Annotated in this window: 13 protein-coding genes and 1 tRNA gene; 4 read left to right on the plus strand and 10 right to left on the minus strand. The window is 48.7% G+C overall.

Annotated features, from left to right (window positions below; all coding sequences use genetic code 11):
• Positions 1-96 precede the first annotated feature (96 nt).
• The 3 genes from T500_RS0101085 to T500_RS0101095 are packed head-to-tail and all read left to right on the plus strand — an operon-like array spanning position 97 to position 4,826.
• Positions 97-2,490, plus strand: a complete 2,394-nt coding sequence (locus T500_RS0101085; RefSeq protein ID WP_230580812.1) for a hypothetical protein — start codon at positions 97-99, stop codon at positions 2,488-2,490.
• A gap of 51 nt (positions 2,491-2,541) precedes the next feature.
• On the plus strand, positions 2,542-3,843 hold the full coding sequence (locus tag T500_RS0101090) for a TlpA family protein disulfide reductase (protein ID WP_028906585.1): 1,302 nt from the start codon (positions 2,542-2,544) through the stop codon (positions 3,841-3,843).
• Positions 3,840-4,826, plus strand: coding sequence for a tetratricopeptide repeat protein (locus T500_RS0101095; protein ID WP_028906586.1), 987 nt, complete (start codon positions 3,840-3,842; stop codon positions 4,824-4,826). Before T500_RS0101090 ends, T500_RS0101095 begins: the two co-directional genes overlap by 4 nt.
• Before the next feature lie 210 nt (positions 4,827-5,036).
• Here T500_RS0101095 and gyrB read toward each other — a convergent pair whose 3' ends face one another.
• From gyrB to T500_RS16795, 3 genes are all read right to left on the minus strand, one after another.
• Positions 5,037-7,013 carry a DNA topoisomerase (ATP-hydrolyzing) subunit B gene (gyrB, locus tag T500_RS0101100; protein WP_013063082.1) on the minus strand — a complete coding sequence of 659 codons (1,977 nt, stop codon included), beginning with the start codon at positions 7,011-7,013 and terminating at the stop codon, positions 5,037-5,039.
• A 159-nt stretch (positions 7,014-7,172) separates the two neighbouring features.
• Positions 7,173-7,427, minus strand: coding sequence for a 30S ribosomal protein S20 (rpsT, locus tag T500_RS0101105; protein ID WP_013065333.1), 255 nt, complete (start codon positions 7,425-7,427; stop codon positions 7,173-7,175).
• A gap of 154 nt (positions 7,428-7,581) precedes the next feature.
• Positions 7,582-7,653: transfer RNA gene (locus T500_RS16795), tRNA-Glu, on the minus strand.
• A 104-nt stretch (positions 7,654-7,757) separates the two neighbouring features.
• Here T500_RS16795 and recO point away from each other — a divergent pair.
• The gene (gene recO, locus T500_RS0101110; RefSeq protein WP_028906587.1) at positions 7,758-8,483 is read left to right on the plus strand and encodes a DNA repair protein RecO; all 726 of its coding nucleotides are present in this window, start codon (positions 7,758-7,760) and stop codon (positions 8,481-8,483) included.
• 10 nt (positions 8,484-8,493) lie between these two features.
• Here recO and ftsZ read toward each other — a convergent pair whose 3' ends face one another.
• Genes ftsZ through murD form a run of 7 tightly spaced genes read right to left on the minus strand, consistent with a single transcriptional unit; the run spans position 8,494 to position 17,207 of the window.
• Positions 8,494-9,822, minus strand: a complete 1,329-nt coding sequence (gene ftsZ, locus T500_RS0101115) for a cell division protein FtsZ (RefSeq protein WP_369821141.1) — start codon at positions 9,820-9,822, stop codon at positions 8,494-8,496.
• Between the two features lie 27 nt (positions 9,823-9,849).
• Positions 9,850-11,304: a cell division protein FtsA gene (ftsA, locus tag T500_RS0101120; RefSeq protein ID WP_028906589.1), complete on the minus strand. Its 1,455-nt coding sequence runs from the start codon at positions 11,302-11,304 to the stop codon at positions 9,850-9,852.
• Positions 11,305-11,308: 4 nt separating this feature from the next.
• Positions 11,309-12,064: a cell division protein FtsQ/DivIB gene (locus T500_RS0101125; RefSeq protein WP_028906590.1), complete on the minus strand. Its 756-nt coding sequence runs from the start codon at positions 12,062-12,064 to the stop codon at positions 11,309-11,311.
• 18 nt (positions 12,065-12,082) lie between these two features.
• Positions 12,083-13,456 (minus strand): UDP-N-acetylmuramate--L-alanine ligase, encoded by a 1,374-nt coding sequence (gene murC / locus T500_RS0101130; protein WP_028906591.1) that lies wholly within the window; start codon positions 13,454-13,456, stop codon positions 12,083-12,085.
• Between the two features lie 31 nt (positions 13,457-13,487).
• Positions 13,488-14,591: an undecaprenyldiphospho-muramoylpentapeptide beta-N-acetylglucosaminyltransferase gene (murG, locus tag T500_RS0101135; protein ID WP_028906592.1), complete on the minus strand. Its 1,104-nt coding sequence runs from the start codon at positions 14,589-14,591 to the stop codon at positions 13,488-13,490.
• 42 nt (positions 14,592-14,633) lie between these two features.
• On the minus strand, positions 14,634-15,872 hold the full coding sequence (locus T500_RS0101140) for an FtsW/RodA/SpoVE family cell cycle protein (protein WP_028906593.1): 1,239 nt from the start codon (positions 15,870-15,872) through the stop codon (positions 14,634-14,636).
• A gap of 3 nt (positions 15,873-15,875) precedes the next feature.
• Complete coding sequence (gene murD / locus T500_RS0101145) at positions 15,876-17,207, minus strand: UDP-N-acetylmuramoyl-L-alanine--D-glutamate ligase (RefSeq protein WP_028906594.1); 1,332 nt, start codon at positions 17,205-17,207, stop codon at positions 15,876-15,878.
• Between the last annotated feature and the right edge of the window lie 3 nt (positions 17,208-17,210).

Genomic DNA, 17,210 nt, shown 5'->3' on the forward strand with positions numbered 1-17,210 from the left:
CTGCTGCTTTCTTTTTTTATTTTAATATTCGTCTCTCTTTTTATTAAAGCGCAGACCTATGCCGGACGGGTGACTGACAAGGGTGGGCAACCACTTGTGTCAGCCTCCGTCGTGGCCAAAGGCGATGGCGGCTCAGTGGTGGCCTTTGCTCGTTCTGGGCAGAATGGACGCTTCTCGCTCATCATTCCACAAGGCAAAGAGGCCAAGAGTATAGAGGTAATGATGATGGGTTTTGGTAAGGTAGTAATACCACTCAAGGATTATAAGAACGGACAGACCATCAAGATGCAGGAACAGGCTGTAGCCCTGAAAGAGGTGAAAGTAACGCCACAACGGATACGTGCCGAAGGCGATACGCTGACTTACTCTGTTGCTGGATTCAAACAGAAACAAGATCGCTCGATAGCTGATGTTATCGCCAAGATGCCAGGACTCGAAGTGTTGCCTACAGGCACCATCAAGTATCAGGGCAAGACTATCAATAAGTTCTATATCGAAGGTATGGACTTGCTGGGCGGCAAGTATGCAATGGCCAGCGAGAACCTCTCGGCCGATAAGGTAAAAAGCGTGCAGGTTTACGAGAACCACCAACCAGTGAAGGCTCTAAAGAATGTTCAATTCTCAGAGCAGGCTGCACTCAATCTAGTGCTGAAGGATGATGCCAAGAACGTGTGGCAAGGTGTGGTGGATGTGGCTACAGGTTATGGCGACGAATGGTTGCGCGATGCACGATGGCTGGAGATGGTGTTTGGTCGCAAAAAGCAGAGTATATCAATGGTGAAAGCCAACAATACAGGTAAGGATATCGAACACGAAGTAACAGACCTGTCGCGATTCGAGAAATCGGCCCCTACAGAGTCGGGCATTCTCAGCAATATCAGTCTTGGTGCGCCCAGTCTTGAAGCGCGTCGCAGCAAGTTCAACGATACCTATATCGCCGCAACCAACTGGCTGTTTAAGAATAAGAAGGATGACGACCTGAAGCTGCAGCTGACTGGCCTATACGACCGCAGTAGGCAGCAGCAGGACAGGCAAACCATCTATCTGGATGCCGACTCGGCCCTGATTACCGAGGAGCAATCGGCGCACAGCACACGCAGCGAGTGGCAGGCCGAACTGCTCTACAAGGCCAATCGGGATAATCACTATCTGTCGAACACGCTGAAAGGCTATATCGATTTCAATAAGAGTGAGGGACTATCGATACTAAACGGCCTACCCACGCCCCAACGGGTGGAGCCTCGCAAACGTTACATCGTAGATAATCTGGAGCTGATAAACAAACTGAAGAACGGCAAAAGCTACTCGATAGCCTCGCTGTTCAGCTATAGTTATCTGCCTGGCAAACTGCTGTTGCTTGACGATACTACCCAGCACCTTACCCAGCAGATGCTTTATTGGAACGTTTATGCCTACTATCTGCACAGTATCAAGCAGGTAAAAGCCACCTGGAAGGCAGGTTTCGAAACCAAGAACCAATGGCTTACATTGAGTAGTCGCGATCGCTATAGCGAGTATCAGCCCTACGTTGAGCCTTCGTTCAGCTATCGTGAGGGGGCTTGGAGCATCAACCTTGACGGACGTGTTAGTTGGCTGTTGCGCCAGTATCAGGAGCAGCGCAGTCAAACGCCCCTGATAGTGCCTCATCTCTTTGTGCGCTACAGCATCACCTCGAAACTTGATATCAGCGGCAACTATAGCTACCGATGGACACCCAGCGATATCGCCACTATCACCCGTATGCCCTATTATACCAACTATCTTTATTGCCAACAGGGCTCTGGGGAGTTTGAGCACACCACAGGGCATTCGGCAGGTATCGGATTGAACTATCGCAATGTGATGACGGGTATGTTTGGTGCAATCAGTTCGAGCTACAACAATACTCGCGATGCCATTATCTACCAGAGTAGATTGGTGGACAACGTCTATACCCGTCAGGCTACCGATTATCGCCAAAACAATGAGTACTACAGCGTGTCGGGTAATCTGGGCAAGTCAATCTTCTGGGCAAAGCTTAGTGTTTCTATTAGTGGCAGCTACTCGTGGAGCAGCTATGATTTGCTGATTAGCAATGTGCTGAGTCGTCAGCATGCCCGCAATGGTAGAGCCACTCTGCGATTCTCGATGAAACCCACCCGTTGGTTGTCTATCGAAGAAGAATCAGCCTATCGCTATAGCCGTCAGTCAATGACGCGATCGCTGCAGTCGTTTAACCACCAACTTAAGGTGTTCCTATTACCTGGCAATTGGCAGATAGAGTGGGCGAATGAGCTATATCATAGCAATGACAATTCTGTGTCGACCAACTATTTCAGCGACCTGTCTATATCGTATCGCACCAAGACCTTTGAGACTGGTGTGCAATGTTCAAACATCCTGAACACTCGCAACTACCATCGCCACTATACCACCAGCTATACCGACATAGTGGTAAACAACCAACTCCGCCCCCGCGAGTTCCTGGCAAGAGTATTCTTTAATTTGTAGTAATAATATTTTGTTGTATCAATAGAAATCATTATTTTTGCAAAGCGTAGTATGAAACAGATTGTATTAGTAACATTAATGGCATTAAGTGTTTCAGGCGCATCGGCCCAGAAGTGGGTGGGAGTGCCTGAGAACAGGTTTGCGGTAACGGTGAAGATTGATTCGGCCATTGCCAGCGAACCACAAAAAATGTATATGTACTCGATGATTGAACGCGAGATGCAACTGCACGACTCTATCAGTTTCGACTCGTTGCATCGCGAGGGCACCATGCACGGCTATGTGCCTTACGAGTATAATGTAAACCTGATGCTTCAACGGCGCGGGCCGCAGTGTGTGCCTATCGTTGTAAAGGGTGGCGATAGTCTGAGTATTCGCATTGGTGATGAAGATGATGGCTTCCGTTTGCGCTATATCGATCAGGTGCAGGGCTCACCATCAACACTCGAAATGGTACGTTTTGAACAGAAACTCGATAGCATTCGCACAGAGTTTGCTTATCAACGTGGCATGCTACAGCTTTACAATCTGAGCGATGCACAACGCGACTCCATCAAGGATATCGTTAATGCGGTAGATAATCAGTCGCAACGCTTTAAGCTGGAGTATGCATGTACGGGCAAAAGTCCATATACGGTAATTGATGCCGCTTACGATGTGTTTTATACATTCCGCCATGAACCCACCCTGTGTTCTTATACAGAGAAGGAAGTTGACGATATGATGAACTCGCTACTAAAGCGATTCCCTGACTACCCGCCAATGAAAGCGCTTGTTAACGACAGTACTATAGGCGATTATATGTCAGCGCGTAGTTTTGAAGCGTGGGAGGCTCTTATGTTGCGCAGTTACAGTGAACGATTCCAGAATGATGAAGAAATCAAGGTGAAGCCACTGAAAGTGGGCGACTATATGAACCTGGACCTTCATGGTGGCAATGTGAACGACTTTCGTGGGAAATATGTACTAGTAGATTTTTGGGCCTCCTGGTGTCAACCTTGTATGTTGCAGATGCCTAATATCCGTTATATGGCTCAGGAGTTTCGTGACGATCTGGCCGTCTGTCTCATCGGTCTGGACAAGACCCGCAAGCAATGGTGGAGTACCGTTAAAGAGCAGGATTTACGCAACAAGGATTTGACACAGACTGACCGTCCTTACAAGATTCATAATGTTCATGCTTACAATAATAAGACCAATGAGCTATGGCCTAACTATCAGCAATTAGGTATCGAGACTATTCCTCACAATTATCTGGTTGATCGCTCTGGTCGCATCATAGCTAAGAATATCAGCATCACGCTGGCTATCGATAAACTTAAAACATTATTAGAAAAGGAGAAACAACAATGAAAAAGATATCACTAGTCATTCTTGCCGTATTCATCGGCCTGTCTGCCTTTGCACAAACGCCTGCAACTCTTCGTGCTGATGCCGTACGCTTGGCATCGCGTGGGTACTTTAACAAGAGTATCAATTGTCTGCGACAGATAGCAGTTGATAGTCTTAACGCAGAGGACATGCACCTTTACTACAACAATTTTGCTCAGCTTGGCCAGAACGATTCCTTGGCATATTGGGCTGATGAGATGCTGAAGAGCAATCCTTACGATGCACAGTTGATTGTAGATTATACGCCAAGACTGAACAATGGTTGGCAGGGCGATATGGGGCGCAAGAGTTTTTCTAAGAAGGTTATCGACATCTGCAAGAAGTACGTTGAACGCGATTCAACTCATATTCTGATTAACCGCCAATTGGCCGAGGGCTATTATAATATAGGTAATTACGATCTTGCCCTACAGGAGCTGAAAAAACTCGAGGCGGTTGGCGATACCTGTTTTGGTACGCTCTATACCTTAGGCTTAACTTATCAGCGCATGGGCGATAACTCTACTGCCTACGATTATCTGTATCGTGCCTATGATAAGAACGACCATCATCCCTATTGCCTGTTTATGTTGGGTATTGTCAGCAACAGGGTTGGCCTTGGAGCCGAGGCTTTGTCGTATCTCGATGAGGCTAAGAAACTACTTATGCCCGATCGTCAGACCCTATTCCGTATGCATAAGGAATTGGCTGAGGCTTTTAAACTAAAGTCAGAACCCGATTTCCGTTTGGAGGAGTTGCAGGAGTGTATGCGTTATGCCGAGGAGAAAGATGTAAACGAGCTCACCTACCTGATGGGACAATGTTACTTCCAACTAAAGCAACGCGACAAGGCTAAAGACTATTTCAACCGATTCCTGGAAGCTACCGAAAACAAAGAGTATAACGATAAGATAAAGGATATGCGCTCCGCTGCCCAGCGCAACCTTCGCATGATGATGTGGTAGAATACGTAAAGTATCACTTTTGGGTATAATGTATTGAAATACAGAATGATAGATGCAGTGGTGTTTTTGGTGGAAGTATCACTTCTAATATGATACATGTATAAAAACAAAACAACTTGTTTTGCTTTGTAAGAGATAGCTTCTTGAATAGTAAAAGACTATCTTTTACGCTACAAAACAAGTTGTTTTGCTATTGTGTCTGACGTATTTTTATGCGTCGATATTTGCGTAGGTAGCGTTCTTCTCGATGAACTCGCGGCGTGGTTCTACGTCGTCGCCCATCAGCATTGAGAAGATCTCGTCGGCCTCGGCAGCGTTCTCGATGGTAACCTGCTTGAGCAAGCGGTTCTCGGGGTTCATGGTGGTTTCCCAAAGCTGCTCTGGGTTCATCTCACCAAGACCTTTGTAACGCTGGGTGTGCAAGCCCTTGTCGTCGCCATTACCTGCTACATACTTATCGATGAATGCCTGGCGCTGCTGCTCGGTGTAGCAGTACTCAGAGGTCTTCTTATAAGTACACTTGTAGAGTGGTGGGGTAGCGATGTAAAGGTGACCGCCCTGGATAACCTGTGGCATGAAGCGATAGAAGAGTGTCATGATCAGTGTGTCGATGTGAGAACCATCGACGTCGGCGTCGGTCATGATGATAATCTTATCGTAACGCAGCTTATCGATATTGGCATCCTTTGAGTCCTCGCCGTCAACGCCGAAGCGTACACCAATACTCTGGATAATGTTCATAACCGATTCTGCCTCGAACACACGGTGCCACTGTACCTTCTCTACATTCAGGATCTTACCACGCAGAGGCAGGATGGCCTGGAAATGACGGTCGCGACCCTGCTTAGCAGAACCACCGGCCGAGTCACCCTCGACGAGGAAGATCTCACACTCCTTAGGATCCTTGTTTGAGCAGTCGGCCAGCTTACCAGGCAGACCACCACCAGTCATAGGATTCTTGCGCTGTACACTCTCGCGGGCCTTGCGGGCTGCAATACGTGCTGTAGCGGCCAGAATAACCTTCTCGCAGATGGTATGAGCCTCTTTGGGGTTCTCCTCCAGGTAGTTGGTCATAGCCTCGCCTACAGCCTTCTGTACAGCACCGTTCACCTCGCTGTTACCCAGCTTGGTCTTAGTCTGACCCTCGAACTGAGGCTCGGCAACCTTAACAGAGATGATAGCGGTAAGACCCTCGCGGAAGTCGTCCTGGGCTACCTCGATCTTGGCCTTTTCAATCTGCTTGCGCAGCTGATCGTCCTCGTCGGCATACTTCTTAAGTGTACGGGCCAGGGCGATGCGGAAACCAGTAAGGTGGGTACCACCCTCGATGGTGTTGATATTGTTAACGTAAGAGTGGATATTCTCAGAATAATCGCTGTTGTACAGCAGGGCTACCTCGATGGGCACACCATCCTTCTCAGTTTTCAGGCAGATAGGATCGCCGATGATTGAGGTGCGGTGACGATCGACGTAGCGAACGAACTCCTTGAGTCCCTCCTTGGCGTGGAATACCTCTGGCTGACGGAGGTTGCCCTCTTCATCAGGACGCAAGTCGGTAAGAGTGATGGTGATACCGGCATTCAGATAAGCCAGCTCGCGCATACGCTTAGCGATGATGTCGTACTTATATTCGGTAGTAGTGAAAATGCTGCCGTCGGGCCAGAACTGCTGGCGGGTACCAGTCTTATCGGTGTCGCCTACAATCTTTACGTCGTAGAGGGGCTTGCCCTTCTCGTACTCCTGCTGGTAGATGTGACCGTTACGGAATACCTGCGACATCATGTGAGTAGAAAGCGCGTTTACACAGCTTACACCTACACCATGCAGACCACCTGATACCTTGTATGAGCCCTTATCGAACTTACCACCAGCATGGAGTACTGTCATAACCACCTCGAGGGCGCTCTTGTGCATCTTCTCGTGCTCATCTACGGGGATACCACGACCGTTGTCCTGAACGGTGATTGAGTTATCCTCGTTGATGGTTACCTCGATGTGGGTACAGTAGCCAGCCATGGCCTCGTCGATAGAGTTATCAACGGTTTCGTTTACCAGATGGTGGAGACCCTTCTCGCTGATGTCGCCAATGTACATAGCAGGACGCTTACGTACAGCTTCCAAACCCTCGAGTACCTGAATGTTACTCGCGGAGTAGTTTTGTTCTTGGTTCAGTTGTTCTTCTGTCATTATTTTAATTCTTCAATTTTTCGATTCTCGAAATTTACCATTTTGGTTGCAAAGGTACAAAAAAAAGTTCAGATAAACGTAGTTTATCTGCTAAAAAACTGAAAAAAGAAAGCCGCAACCCTCTTGGGGCTACGGCTTGTACTTATTGTTGGGTAAATATTATCCCAGCTTGTTAACGTGCAGTGCAAGGCTTGACTTCAGGTTTGCGGCCTTGTTCTTGTGGATAACGTTGGTCTTAGCCAGCTTGTCCAGCATCTTCTGTACCTTTGGGAACAGAGCTACAGCCTCTTCCTTGTTTGTTGTAGCACGGAGCTTGCGAACTGCGTTACGCATTGTCTTTGCGTAGTAGTGGTTGTGAAGTGCTCTTTTCTTCTCCTGACGGATTCTCTTCACTGATGACTTGTGATTTGCCATGTTTTTTGAATGAAATTTAAATTGTTAATATAAAGCTTATGGGTCTTACGTCGTTAAGGCTGCCCTGGGCGGGTTCTTGCGAACCCTCCGCCACCTTATCCCATCCTTGGAGGCTGGTAGCACATGGCTGTGCAGATGACAGATTTAAATTTTGTAGTCCCTAGGAGAGTCGAACTCCTCTTTAGAGAATGAAAATCTCTCGTCCTAACCGATAGACGAAGGGACCATCGCGTAAAATGCGGGTGCAAAGGTACTACTATTTTTCGGTTCTACCAAATTTTTTTAGTAAAAAATAACATTTTACGAATAATTTTCGTACCTTTGCACCGTATGTTGACGAAAACTCAGGCTATTGTACTGCATGCTATCAAATACGGCGAAACCCGACTGATAGTAGATATGTTTACCAAAGTGTTTGGTAGGCAGGCGTTTATTGTGAGCATACCCAAAACACCTAAGGGAAAGGTAAAGAAACAGTTTTTCCAACCACTGACTATTTTGGAAATAGAAACCGACATACGTCCGAGACAGCAACTGCAGAAACTACACGATGTGCGGTTGGCTGCCCCCTTTGCATCGATACCGTTCGAGCCCGATAAGTTGGCTATTTCGCTGTTTGTGGCCGAATTCCTGTATTATGCGTTGCGATCAGAACAGCGTAATGAGTTACTGTACGATTATCTGGAGTATAGCATTGTGTGGTTGGACGGTCAGCAGGAACGGTTTGCCAACTTCCACCTGGTGTTTTTGTTGAGGTTGACACGCTTTTTAGGTTTCTATCCGAATCTTGACGATTACAAGGATGGTGATTACTTTGACTTGCGCGAGAGTGTGTTTATGCCAGTGCCGCCTGTACATCGCGACTTCCTGCATCCCGAGGAGGCGCAGAAAGTGCAGCTGATGATGCGTATGGATTTTCCTACGATGCACTTGTTCCGCATGTCGCATCAGGAGCGTAACCGCTTGCTTGAGGTGTCGCTAAAATATTATCGACTCCATCTGCCGGATTTCCCAGAGATGAAGTCGATAGAGGTATTGCAAGCCTTATATCAGTAAGGCAGCTGATTTACATAAACTTAATAGTGCCCTGAATAGGTTCCTGTGGCTCCTGGTTGGGCTCGTCGATGTTCACAATCTCATCTACGTTGCTGGCCTGCGAGTTGATGCTATCCAGAATCTCGCGGGTACGCTTGTAGGTTGGTGTCTGCTCAACAGCAGAGATCACATCGTCGTTATCCAGATCCTCAGGACGGAACAGGTAGATGTTAGGACGGCGCTTGTAGCGCTTGGTGGCTCCCTCGCCGCCATAGTAGCGGTTACGACGGTCCTGACGCTCGGCAGCTTTCTCCTGCTCGGCAGCAATACGGTTGATATCCTCCTGAGAGTGCTTCTTCAGGTGACCGTTCATACCATCAACATTCTCGATGCCGAAACCGGTGGCCAGGATAGTTACCTTAACCTTCTTACCCAGCTCAAGGTCGGTTGCCAGTCCCCACTTAATCTCAAAGTCGTTGCCGAACTTAGCCATGAAGTCGTTAACATCGTTCATCTCCTCCATCATAAGTGATGACTGACCATCCTTTGAGCCAGCAAACGAGATAGAGAGCAGGATCTTCTTAGAGTTGAAGATGTCGTTATCGTTAAGCAGCGGTGAGTTGAGGGCATCCTCGATAGCCTTCTTGACACGACCTTCGCCCTCGCCATAACCAGTACTCATGATTGCAACACCACCATCTTTCAGTACGGTCTTTACATCGTTGAAGTCGAGGTTGATGAGTCCGTGAACGGTGATAATCTCGGCGATCGACTTGGCGGCAACGCTCAGTGTGTCGTCGGCCTTACCAAAGGCGTCGAGAACCGACAGCTCTGGATAAATTTCACGCAGGCGCTCGTTGTTGATAACCAGCAGGGCATCGACATGCTTCGACATCTCTTCGACACCGTCGAGAGCCTGGTCGATCTTGCGGTCGCCCTCAAAACGGAAGGGGATAGTAACGATACCTACGGTAAGGATACCCAACTCCTTAGAAACGCGGGCGATAACAGGGGCTGCACCAGTACCGGTACCACCACCCATACCTGCGGTGATGAATGCCATGCGGGTGCCGTCGTTCAGCATGGTGCGGATATCGTCGATACTCTCTTCGGCAGCCTGACGAGCCTTCTCAGGCTTGTTACCAGCACCAAGACCCTCCTTACCCAACTGGAGATGCACGGGTACGGGCGAATCATTAAGTGCCTGGTTATCGGTGTTGCAAAGCACGAATGTAACATCGTGAATGCCTTCGCGATACATGTGGTTGACAGCATTGCCACCACCACCGCCAACACCAATCACTTTGATAATGCTGTGCTCCTTCTCCGGTGCTCCGAAGTCCAGGATGTCTATATTCATATTATTCTCCATAATTCTTCTTCTTTTTTAATCTTCTTCTTCAACAATCTTCTTTCCAAAGTTCAGGAGTCCTTTCTTGAACTTGTTCCAGGTGCTGTTCTCCTTGCGGATGCGGGCCTCTTCCTCTTGCTGGCGGCGCTCCTCTTCAAGGCGTGCGCGCTCTTCCTCCTCCTGCTGACGGCGGCGCTCCTCTTCGGCCTTCTGCTTCTCGGCCTCGGTACGGATAACACCTGCTGGCAAATCGGTAGTCTGACGGGCTGGGCGCTGATCGTTAGTGAGATGTGGTGTCTGAGGTCTCAGACTGGCAAACAGATCGCCGTTAGGATCGAAAGCATCGCCAGCGCAGTTGATGTCGCCCTTGGCCAGCAGACCTAATACGGTGTTCATTGTGCCGTTGTGAGCCTTGATGTCCTCGTTGCTGGTCTGTACAGTCTGTGATACAAACTTGGCGATGCGGATTTTGTCTACATGAGTGTGGTTGAAGAAGGCTTTCTCGATGTTCTTCATGTTCGAACCACCACCTGTCAGGATGATACCGCCTAACAGTTTGTCGTAATATTCAGATGGTATCTGGTACCATACATTTTCGATAATCTCCTCTAAGCGACCCTCTACAATCTCGATGAACTTACGGCTCTCAACCTGACGGTCGGGATCGATAGAGTACTTGAGCTCGTTGTCGATCTCGTTGTTGTCGGTATAGGCCGAACCGTACTTCAGCTTCATCTTCTCGGCATCGCTCTCTTCCATCTGGAGGGTGGCGATATCCTTGGTGATATTATTGCTGCCCAGAGGGATGACAGCCAGATGGCGCAGGATATTCTTAGAATATACAGATACGGTAGTGGTATCCGAACCGAGGTCGACAAGGGCGCAGCCAGAGCGCTTCTCAACCTCGGTAAGCACGCTATCAGCCAATGCCAATGGTGCTAGGTACATCTCGGCTACGTTGATGCCGGCAGTCTCGAAGCACTTGTTCAGATTGCGGTAGAAGGCCTTGCGCTCCAGAATGTTCAGGAAGTGACCTTCGAGATGGGTGGCCTGGATACCTACAGGGTCCAGCTGGAACTGGGTGCCCACCTTGTATTCCTGTACGGCAGCATCGAGAATTTCCTGGTCTTGGTAGGTCATGTTACGGTTGGCATCCATCAGTTCGATCACCATATCCTGTGTGATGATGGTTTCACCTGGAAGATCCTTGGTTACTACGTTCTTAACGCTGCGGATTGACTGACCGCCAACGCCAACATACACCTGTGTGATCTGAGTCTTGAGCTGATTCTCCAGTTTCTTGATAATACTGGTAAGGCATTGTGCGGTCTTGTCGATGTTATAAACCACACCTTTGCGGATAAACGACGAAGAGTTCTCCTTGACAACAGCCAGTACGTTGATGCTGCCGTCGAGATTCTTCTGTCCCGCGATTCCGGTTACTTTGGACGAACCGAGTTCAATTGCTACAATAAAATCCTTTGCTGCCATATTATTAATCACTATTCACTTTTTTACATATAATTTGGTTGCTGAACTCTACATTAATATAGTTGTACTTGTTCCAACCGGCCTTGTTAAGACCGTAGATGTAGAACTTACGCAGACGTTCGAGCTTGCTGTCGATATTTGTGGGCGAGCCCAGGTACACTACATGCTCGCCTACACGGGGTACCATTTCGATGGTGCCATTGGGCAGAACGTTGAGCTGCACAGCCTGGTTACGCCAGAAACTATCGCCTACAATCTGGTTGGCCACCTTCGACAGGGCTTTCTGGGCGTACTTCTTGCTGATGCGGCCTGTGGCTACCAGAATATCTGTGGCATAACCTGCCTCGGGCATGATGTTGCCATGATGGTCGAGATAGTAGTTCTCGCCATTCTCGGCCATGATGCGGATAACAGGTATACGCTGTTTGATGCTGATGCACACATGTCCGTTTAGTGTTTTATAGCACTCTGCCTTCTCAACAAACGGACTCTTAAGCAGGGTCTCCTCCATCTTGCGTGGCGAGATGGTGTTCATGGGTTGCGAGAGTGGGTACAACTGATACTGTGTGAGCAGCTTCTTGACTTCGACTGGATTCAGGAAACCCTCCATCGACTCCTGTTCGATGTCGATGTTAACCTCGGTGCAGGCCTTGGCCATGGCTTCGTCGGGGCTGTTGAAAGCGGTGACGGCCAGTATCAAGTAGATGCCAACGGCTGCGTTGCAGGCTACCAAGAGGATATGTTTCCAGTTGAAAGTCATTTGTATTTTACAATTATACTATTTACTATTTAAAACCTTGACCATCTGGGGAACCTGGTTGTCCAGGTCGCCAGCACCGAGTACGATGAGTACCTCGAAATCGTGGTCCTTGATGTAGTTGAGTACATCGGCCTTCTGTATCATCTCCTTCTTCACACCTGGCTTCAGGTTGTCGTAGATGAGCTTCGAGGTTACACCCTCGATAGGTAATTCGCGGGCGGGATATATCTCAGTCAGTATCACCTCGTCGAGCTGACTCAGAGCATCGGCGAAATCCTTGTAGAAATCGCGGGTGCGGGTGTAGAGGTGGGGCTGGAAGATAGCAGTGATATGCTTGTTCTTATACAGCTCGCGGATACTCTTGGCACTCTGATAGATCTCTTTTGGATGATGGGCGTAATCGCTCAGGAACACCAACTTATCGGTCTTGATCTTGAAGTCGAAACGTCGATCCACACCACCATAGGTCTGCATGCCGTACTTCAGTTCGTCGGCTGTACAACCATTTAGCTGTGCCATAGCCATAGCAGCAATACCGTTTTCGATATTGATGGGCACGGGTTGACCTAACTGTACGTTCTTTACGCTCTCGATGGGCGAAATGAAATCGAATGTAATCTCGCCGTTATCAATGCGGATATTCTCAGCATGGAAGTCACCCTCGTTCAGACTGTAGTCGTATATACGAACACCTTCCTGTACGTTCTGCTTCATCTCCAGATCGCGATGGATAATCAGGGCACCGCCTGGCTGGATGAGCTCAGTGTAATGACGGAAACTCTCCAGGTAAGCCTCTTTGGTACCATAGATGTCCAGATGGTCGGGGTCGGTAGAGGTGATAACGCTCATCCAAGGGCGCAGCCAGTGGAAAGAGCGGTCGAACTCATCGGCCTCGATAACTACGTAGTCTGAATCCGACAGGATATAGTTGGTGCCATAGTTCTTGGAGATACCACCCAAGAAGGCATTACAGTCGAGCTGACTCTGGTGCATGATGTGAGCACACATGGTAGATGTGGTGGTCTTACCATGGGTACCTGCTACGCAGAGACCTTTGTGACTCTTGGTAAGGGTACCCAGTACCTGAGCACGCTTCTGGATTTCGAAACCATTCTCGCGGAAGAACTTGAGCTCCTGATGATCGGCAGGGATGGCTGGGGTGTAGATAACCAGACACGACTCTTTCTTCTTGCACACGTGAGGAATCTCGTCGACACTTTCATGGTAATGGATAAGCATACCCTCGTTCTCGAGGTGCTTGGTCAGGTCGGATGGGGTCTTGTCATAACCAGCTACCACCAGGCCTTTCTTAATAAAGTAACGGGCGATGGCACTCATTCCAATGCCACCGGCGCCTACAAAATATACTGCTTTTATATCGTTTAATTCCATAATCTTTTTTTCACTCTTCGCTTTTCACTTCTTACTTTCCCGCCAATTTGATAACCTCTTTGGCAATGATGTCGGCAGAGTCGGGCAGAGCGAGCTTCAGCACATTCTCGCTCAGCGATTGTAGCTTCTGGGCATCGGCAACCGTCTTAATGGCCAGCTCCAACAGGGTGGCTGGTGCGTCGGCATCCTTTACGTAGATGGCGGCATCGCGGTTGGCCAGAGCCAGAGCGTTCTTGGTCTGGTGATCCTCGGCCACATTAGGGCTTGGCACCAGGATAACGGGCTTGCCAATAAGACAGAACTCAGAGATACTGCTGGCGCCGGCACGACTGATAACCAGATCGGCTGCCTTGTAAGCAGCGCCCATATCAGTGATAAAGTCGGTTACCACCAGATTGGGGATATTCTCTCCCTTCAGTCTCTCTGCAATCTCGGCGCTATAGTATTTGCCTGTTTGCCAGATAAACTGGGCATCGGCTGCCTTTACCAGGTCGAGGTGCTGCAGCACGCTCTCGTTAACGGTGCGGGCACCAAGGCTACCACCTACCAGCAGAATGGTCTTCTTGGCAGGATCGAGACCAAAGGTCTTGATGGCATCCTCGCGCGAAATCTTTGTGTCGAGCAGAGCCTGACGTACGGGATTTCCTGTGAGGATAATCTTGTCGGCAGGGAAGAAACGTTCCATTCCCTCGTAAGCCACACAGATCTTGGCGGCTTTCTTGGCCAACAGCTTGTTGGTAACACCTGCGTATGAGTTCTGCTCCTGAATCAAGCAGGGAATACCCATGGCGGCTGCCTTGTTAAGGGTTGGACCGCTGGCATAACCGCCAACACCCACAGCTACCTGAGGCTTAAAATCCTTGATAATCTGCTTGGCCATACGCTGGCTCTTCCATATCTTGTACAGAACCTTAAAGTTCTTGAGTAAATTCTTTCTGTCGAAACCGCAGATAGGCAAACCTTTGATTTCGTAACCTGCAGCTGGCACGCGTTGCATCTCCATTCGTCCAAGGGCGCCAACAAACAGAATTTTGGCGTCGGGGCGCAGTGCCTTCACGGCATTTGCTATCGAGACGGCTGGGAAAATATGTCCTCCAGTGCCTCCTCCGCTAATGATGACTCTCAGTTCTTCCATATCATATTTGATTATTGCGTGCAAAATTACAAATTTAATTTCTTATTCTGCTATTTTTAACTCCCTTTTTTTCGCAGAACGGCTAACACTTAATATAATACCGATATAGGCGCAGTTAATGATGGTAGATGTACCACCTTTACTGATGAGTGGGAGTGGCTGTCCGGTAACGGGTGCGATACCTACGGCTACCAGCATATTGAACGAGGCCTGGATGACTAACAGCAGGGCCAGACCCATGGCCAGGAAGGCTGGAAAATTGTTCTCGCAGCGACTGGCAATACGGGCGGTGCGGTATAGCAGTACAATGTAAAGGAATACTACAAAAGTGGCACCTATAATGCCTAACTCCTCGATGACAATAGCGAAGATAAAGTCGGAGAAGGCCTGCGACAGGAAGTCGCGCTCAACCGACTGACCAGGACCTTTACCGATGATGTTACTCGATACGATGGCAATGTTGGCGTGTGCCACCTGTGCATCCTTGTCGAGGTCGTACTGGTCGGGAGTAATCTCCTCTTTGTTCGAGAATTTCTTGATACGTGATTTCCAGGTATCTGCACGGTGCAGCAACTTCTCGATTTTACTCTTCTCCTTGGGGGCAGTAACCACCTGCTCGGTCTGGGCTTTATCTACGGCCACATTGGTGTCGTTACCAACGGCCATAATGAGTAGCAAACCTACCAGTGCCAGACCAATTACCACACCTGCCAGTTTTATCAGTTGCAGGGCTGGCACACGGCCGATAATCATCATGAGATATACGACCGAGCACAGCAGGGCTGCCGTCGACAGGTTCTCGACCATAATCAGGAAGGCGATGGGGGCCACGATGCACAGAATATACTTAAAGGCTTTTTTATCAGCCCCGTTCTCGCGTTGCATGGCACTCAGAATCTGGGCTGTGGCCAGCACAATGGTGCCTTTGGCTATCTCTGACGGCTGGAACGTTAAGCCGAAGATATTAATCCATCGGCTGGCATCACCGGTTCGTTCGCCAGCTGCCAGTACCCATAGTAGCAGTACTACGGTGATGATGAGTAAGAAAGGCGTCATCAGCTTGAAGTAGCGGCACGGGATGTTAAGGGTAACTACTGCTACCACTGCACCTAATATGATGGTGACGGTGTGGAACACGATAGGACCCATGTAGTTCTGGCTCTTATACGTCAGGTTACTCGAGGCAGAGAATACCTCGACAATACTGATCATACAGAGGAAGAAAAATACCATCCAGATGACCTTGTCTCCTTTAAAGATGTTGCCTATTTTCTTGTTCATTCTTTACAGACTTCTTGCTATTGTCTTAAACTGCTCGCCGCGATCCTCCATGTTCTTAAAGAGGTCGAACGAAGCACAGCAGGGGCTTAACAGTACGGTTTCGCCGGGCTTAGCCATCTCGTAGCAGGCCTCCATACACTCCTTCATAGAGTGGGTGTCGCGAACGGGAATGCCTAAGTTGTCGAAGTTGTCGTGCAACTTCTGGTTATCTGCACCCAGGTACACAATACCCGAGCACTTCTCCTTAACCAGTGGTTTGATGGGCTCGTAATCGTTACCCTTATCCTTACCACCGATAATGAGAATAACCTTGGTCTTCATAGCCTCGAGGGCGTACCAGCAGGCATCTACGTTGGTAGCCTTTGAGTCGTTGATATACTGCACGCCACGAACGGTGCAAACCTTTTCCAAACGGTGCTCAACACCTGGGAAGTCGCTCAGACTCTTGCGGATCTCTTCCTTCTTGATACCTGCAATGTCGGCAGCAATACCGGCAGCCAGCGAGTTGTAGATATTGTGCTTACCTGTAAGACTCAGGCTTTCCTGCTCCATGTTGAATGGCTCGGGCTTTTCAATCTTATACTGACCCTCCTCGATGTAGCCAATCACGCCTTTCTCCTTCAGCTCAGAGAATGGATACTGGATAGAGTGGATATCGTACTTCTCTAATTCGCGCTTGATGATGGGATCGTCGGCCCAGTAGATGAAGGCATCCTTATCTGTCTGGTTCTGGATGATACGCATCTTTGCATCCACATAATTCTGCATCTCGAAGTTGTAACGATCCAGATGGTCGGGCGTGATATTCAGCAGAATAGCGATATCGGCACGGAAATCGTACATGTTATCAAGCTGGAATGAGCTGAGCTCAATGATGTAGTATTCGTGTGGATCCTCGGCCACCTGCAGAGCCAGCGAGTTTCCGATGTTACCAGCCAAACCGGCATCGTAACCAGCCTCCTTAAAGATATGATAGATGAGCGAGGTAGTGGTGGTCTTACCGTTAGAACCTGTGATACAGATCATCTTTGAATTGGTATAGCGACCAGCAAACTCAATCTCGCTGATGATATGGATACCCTTGGCAATGATCTTCTGAATCATGGGAGCGGTATCGGGGATGCCTGGACTCTTGATGATCTCGTCGGCATTCAGAATCTTCTCTTCTGTGTGCTGACCCTCTTCCCACTCAATCTGGTGGTCGTCCAACTGTTTCTTGTACTTGTCGGCAATCTTCGACATGTCTGATACAAACACATCGAAACCTTCTTTCTTTGCGAGAACAGCGGCTCCTGCGCCACTTTCTCCTGCTCCTAATATAACAATCCTTTTCATATA

The organism is Xylanibacter ruminicola Ga6B6, assembly GCF_000687715.1.
GTDB lineage: Bacteria > Bacteroidota > Bacteroidia > Bacteroidales > Bacteroidaceae > Prevotella > Prevotella ruminicola_B.

Excerpts from the sequence above, each read along its gene's own strand:
- murC (WP_028906591.1), bottom strand. The coding sequence starts at position 13,456 with ATGGAATTAAACGATATAAAAGCAGTATATTTTGTAGGCGCCGGTGGC.
- T500_RS0101140 (WP_028906593.1), bottom strand. The coding sequence starts at position 15,872 with ATGAACAAGAAAATAGGCAACATCTTTAAAGGAGACAAGGTCATCTGG.
- T500_RS0101090 (WP_028906585.1), top strand. The coding sequence starts at position 2,542 with ATGAAACAGATTGTATTAGTAACATTAATGGCATTAAGTGTTTCAGGC.
- T500_RS0101095 (WP_028906586.1), top strand. The coding sequence starts at position 3,840 with ATGAAAAAGATATCACTAGTCATTCTTGCCGTATTCATCGGCCTGTCT.
- murG (WP_028906592.1), bottom strand. The coding sequence starts at position 14,591 with ATGGAAGAACTGAGAGTCATCATTAGCGGAGGAGGCACTGGAGGACAT.
- ftsZ (WP_369821141.1), bottom strand. The coding sequence starts at position 9,822 with ATGAATATAGACATCCTGGACTTCGGAGCACCGGAGAAGGAGCACAGC.
- murD (WP_028906594.1), bottom strand. The coding sequence starts at position 17,207 with ATGAAAAGGATTGTTATATTAGGAGCAGGAGAAAGTGGCGCAGGAGCC.
- T500_RS0101125 (WP_028906590.1), bottom strand. The coding sequence starts at position 12,064 with ATGACTTTCAACTGGAAACATATCCTCTTGGTAGCCTGCAACGCAGCC.
- rpsT (WP_013065333.1), bottom strand. The coding sequence starts at position 7,427 with ATGGCAAATCACAAGTCATCAGTGAAGAGAATCCGTCAGGAGAAGAAA.
- recO (WP_028906587.1), top strand. The coding sequence starts at position 7,758 with ATGTTGACGAAAACTCAGGCTATTGTACTGCATGCTATCAAATACGGC.
- gyrB (WP_013063082.1), bottom strand. The coding sequence starts at position 7,013 with ATGACAGAAGAACAACTGAACCAAGAACAAAACTACTCCGCGAGTAAC.
- ftsA (WP_028906589.1), bottom strand. The coding sequence starts at position 11,304 with ATGGCAGCAAAGGATTTTATTGTAGCAATTGAACTCGGTTCGTCCAAA.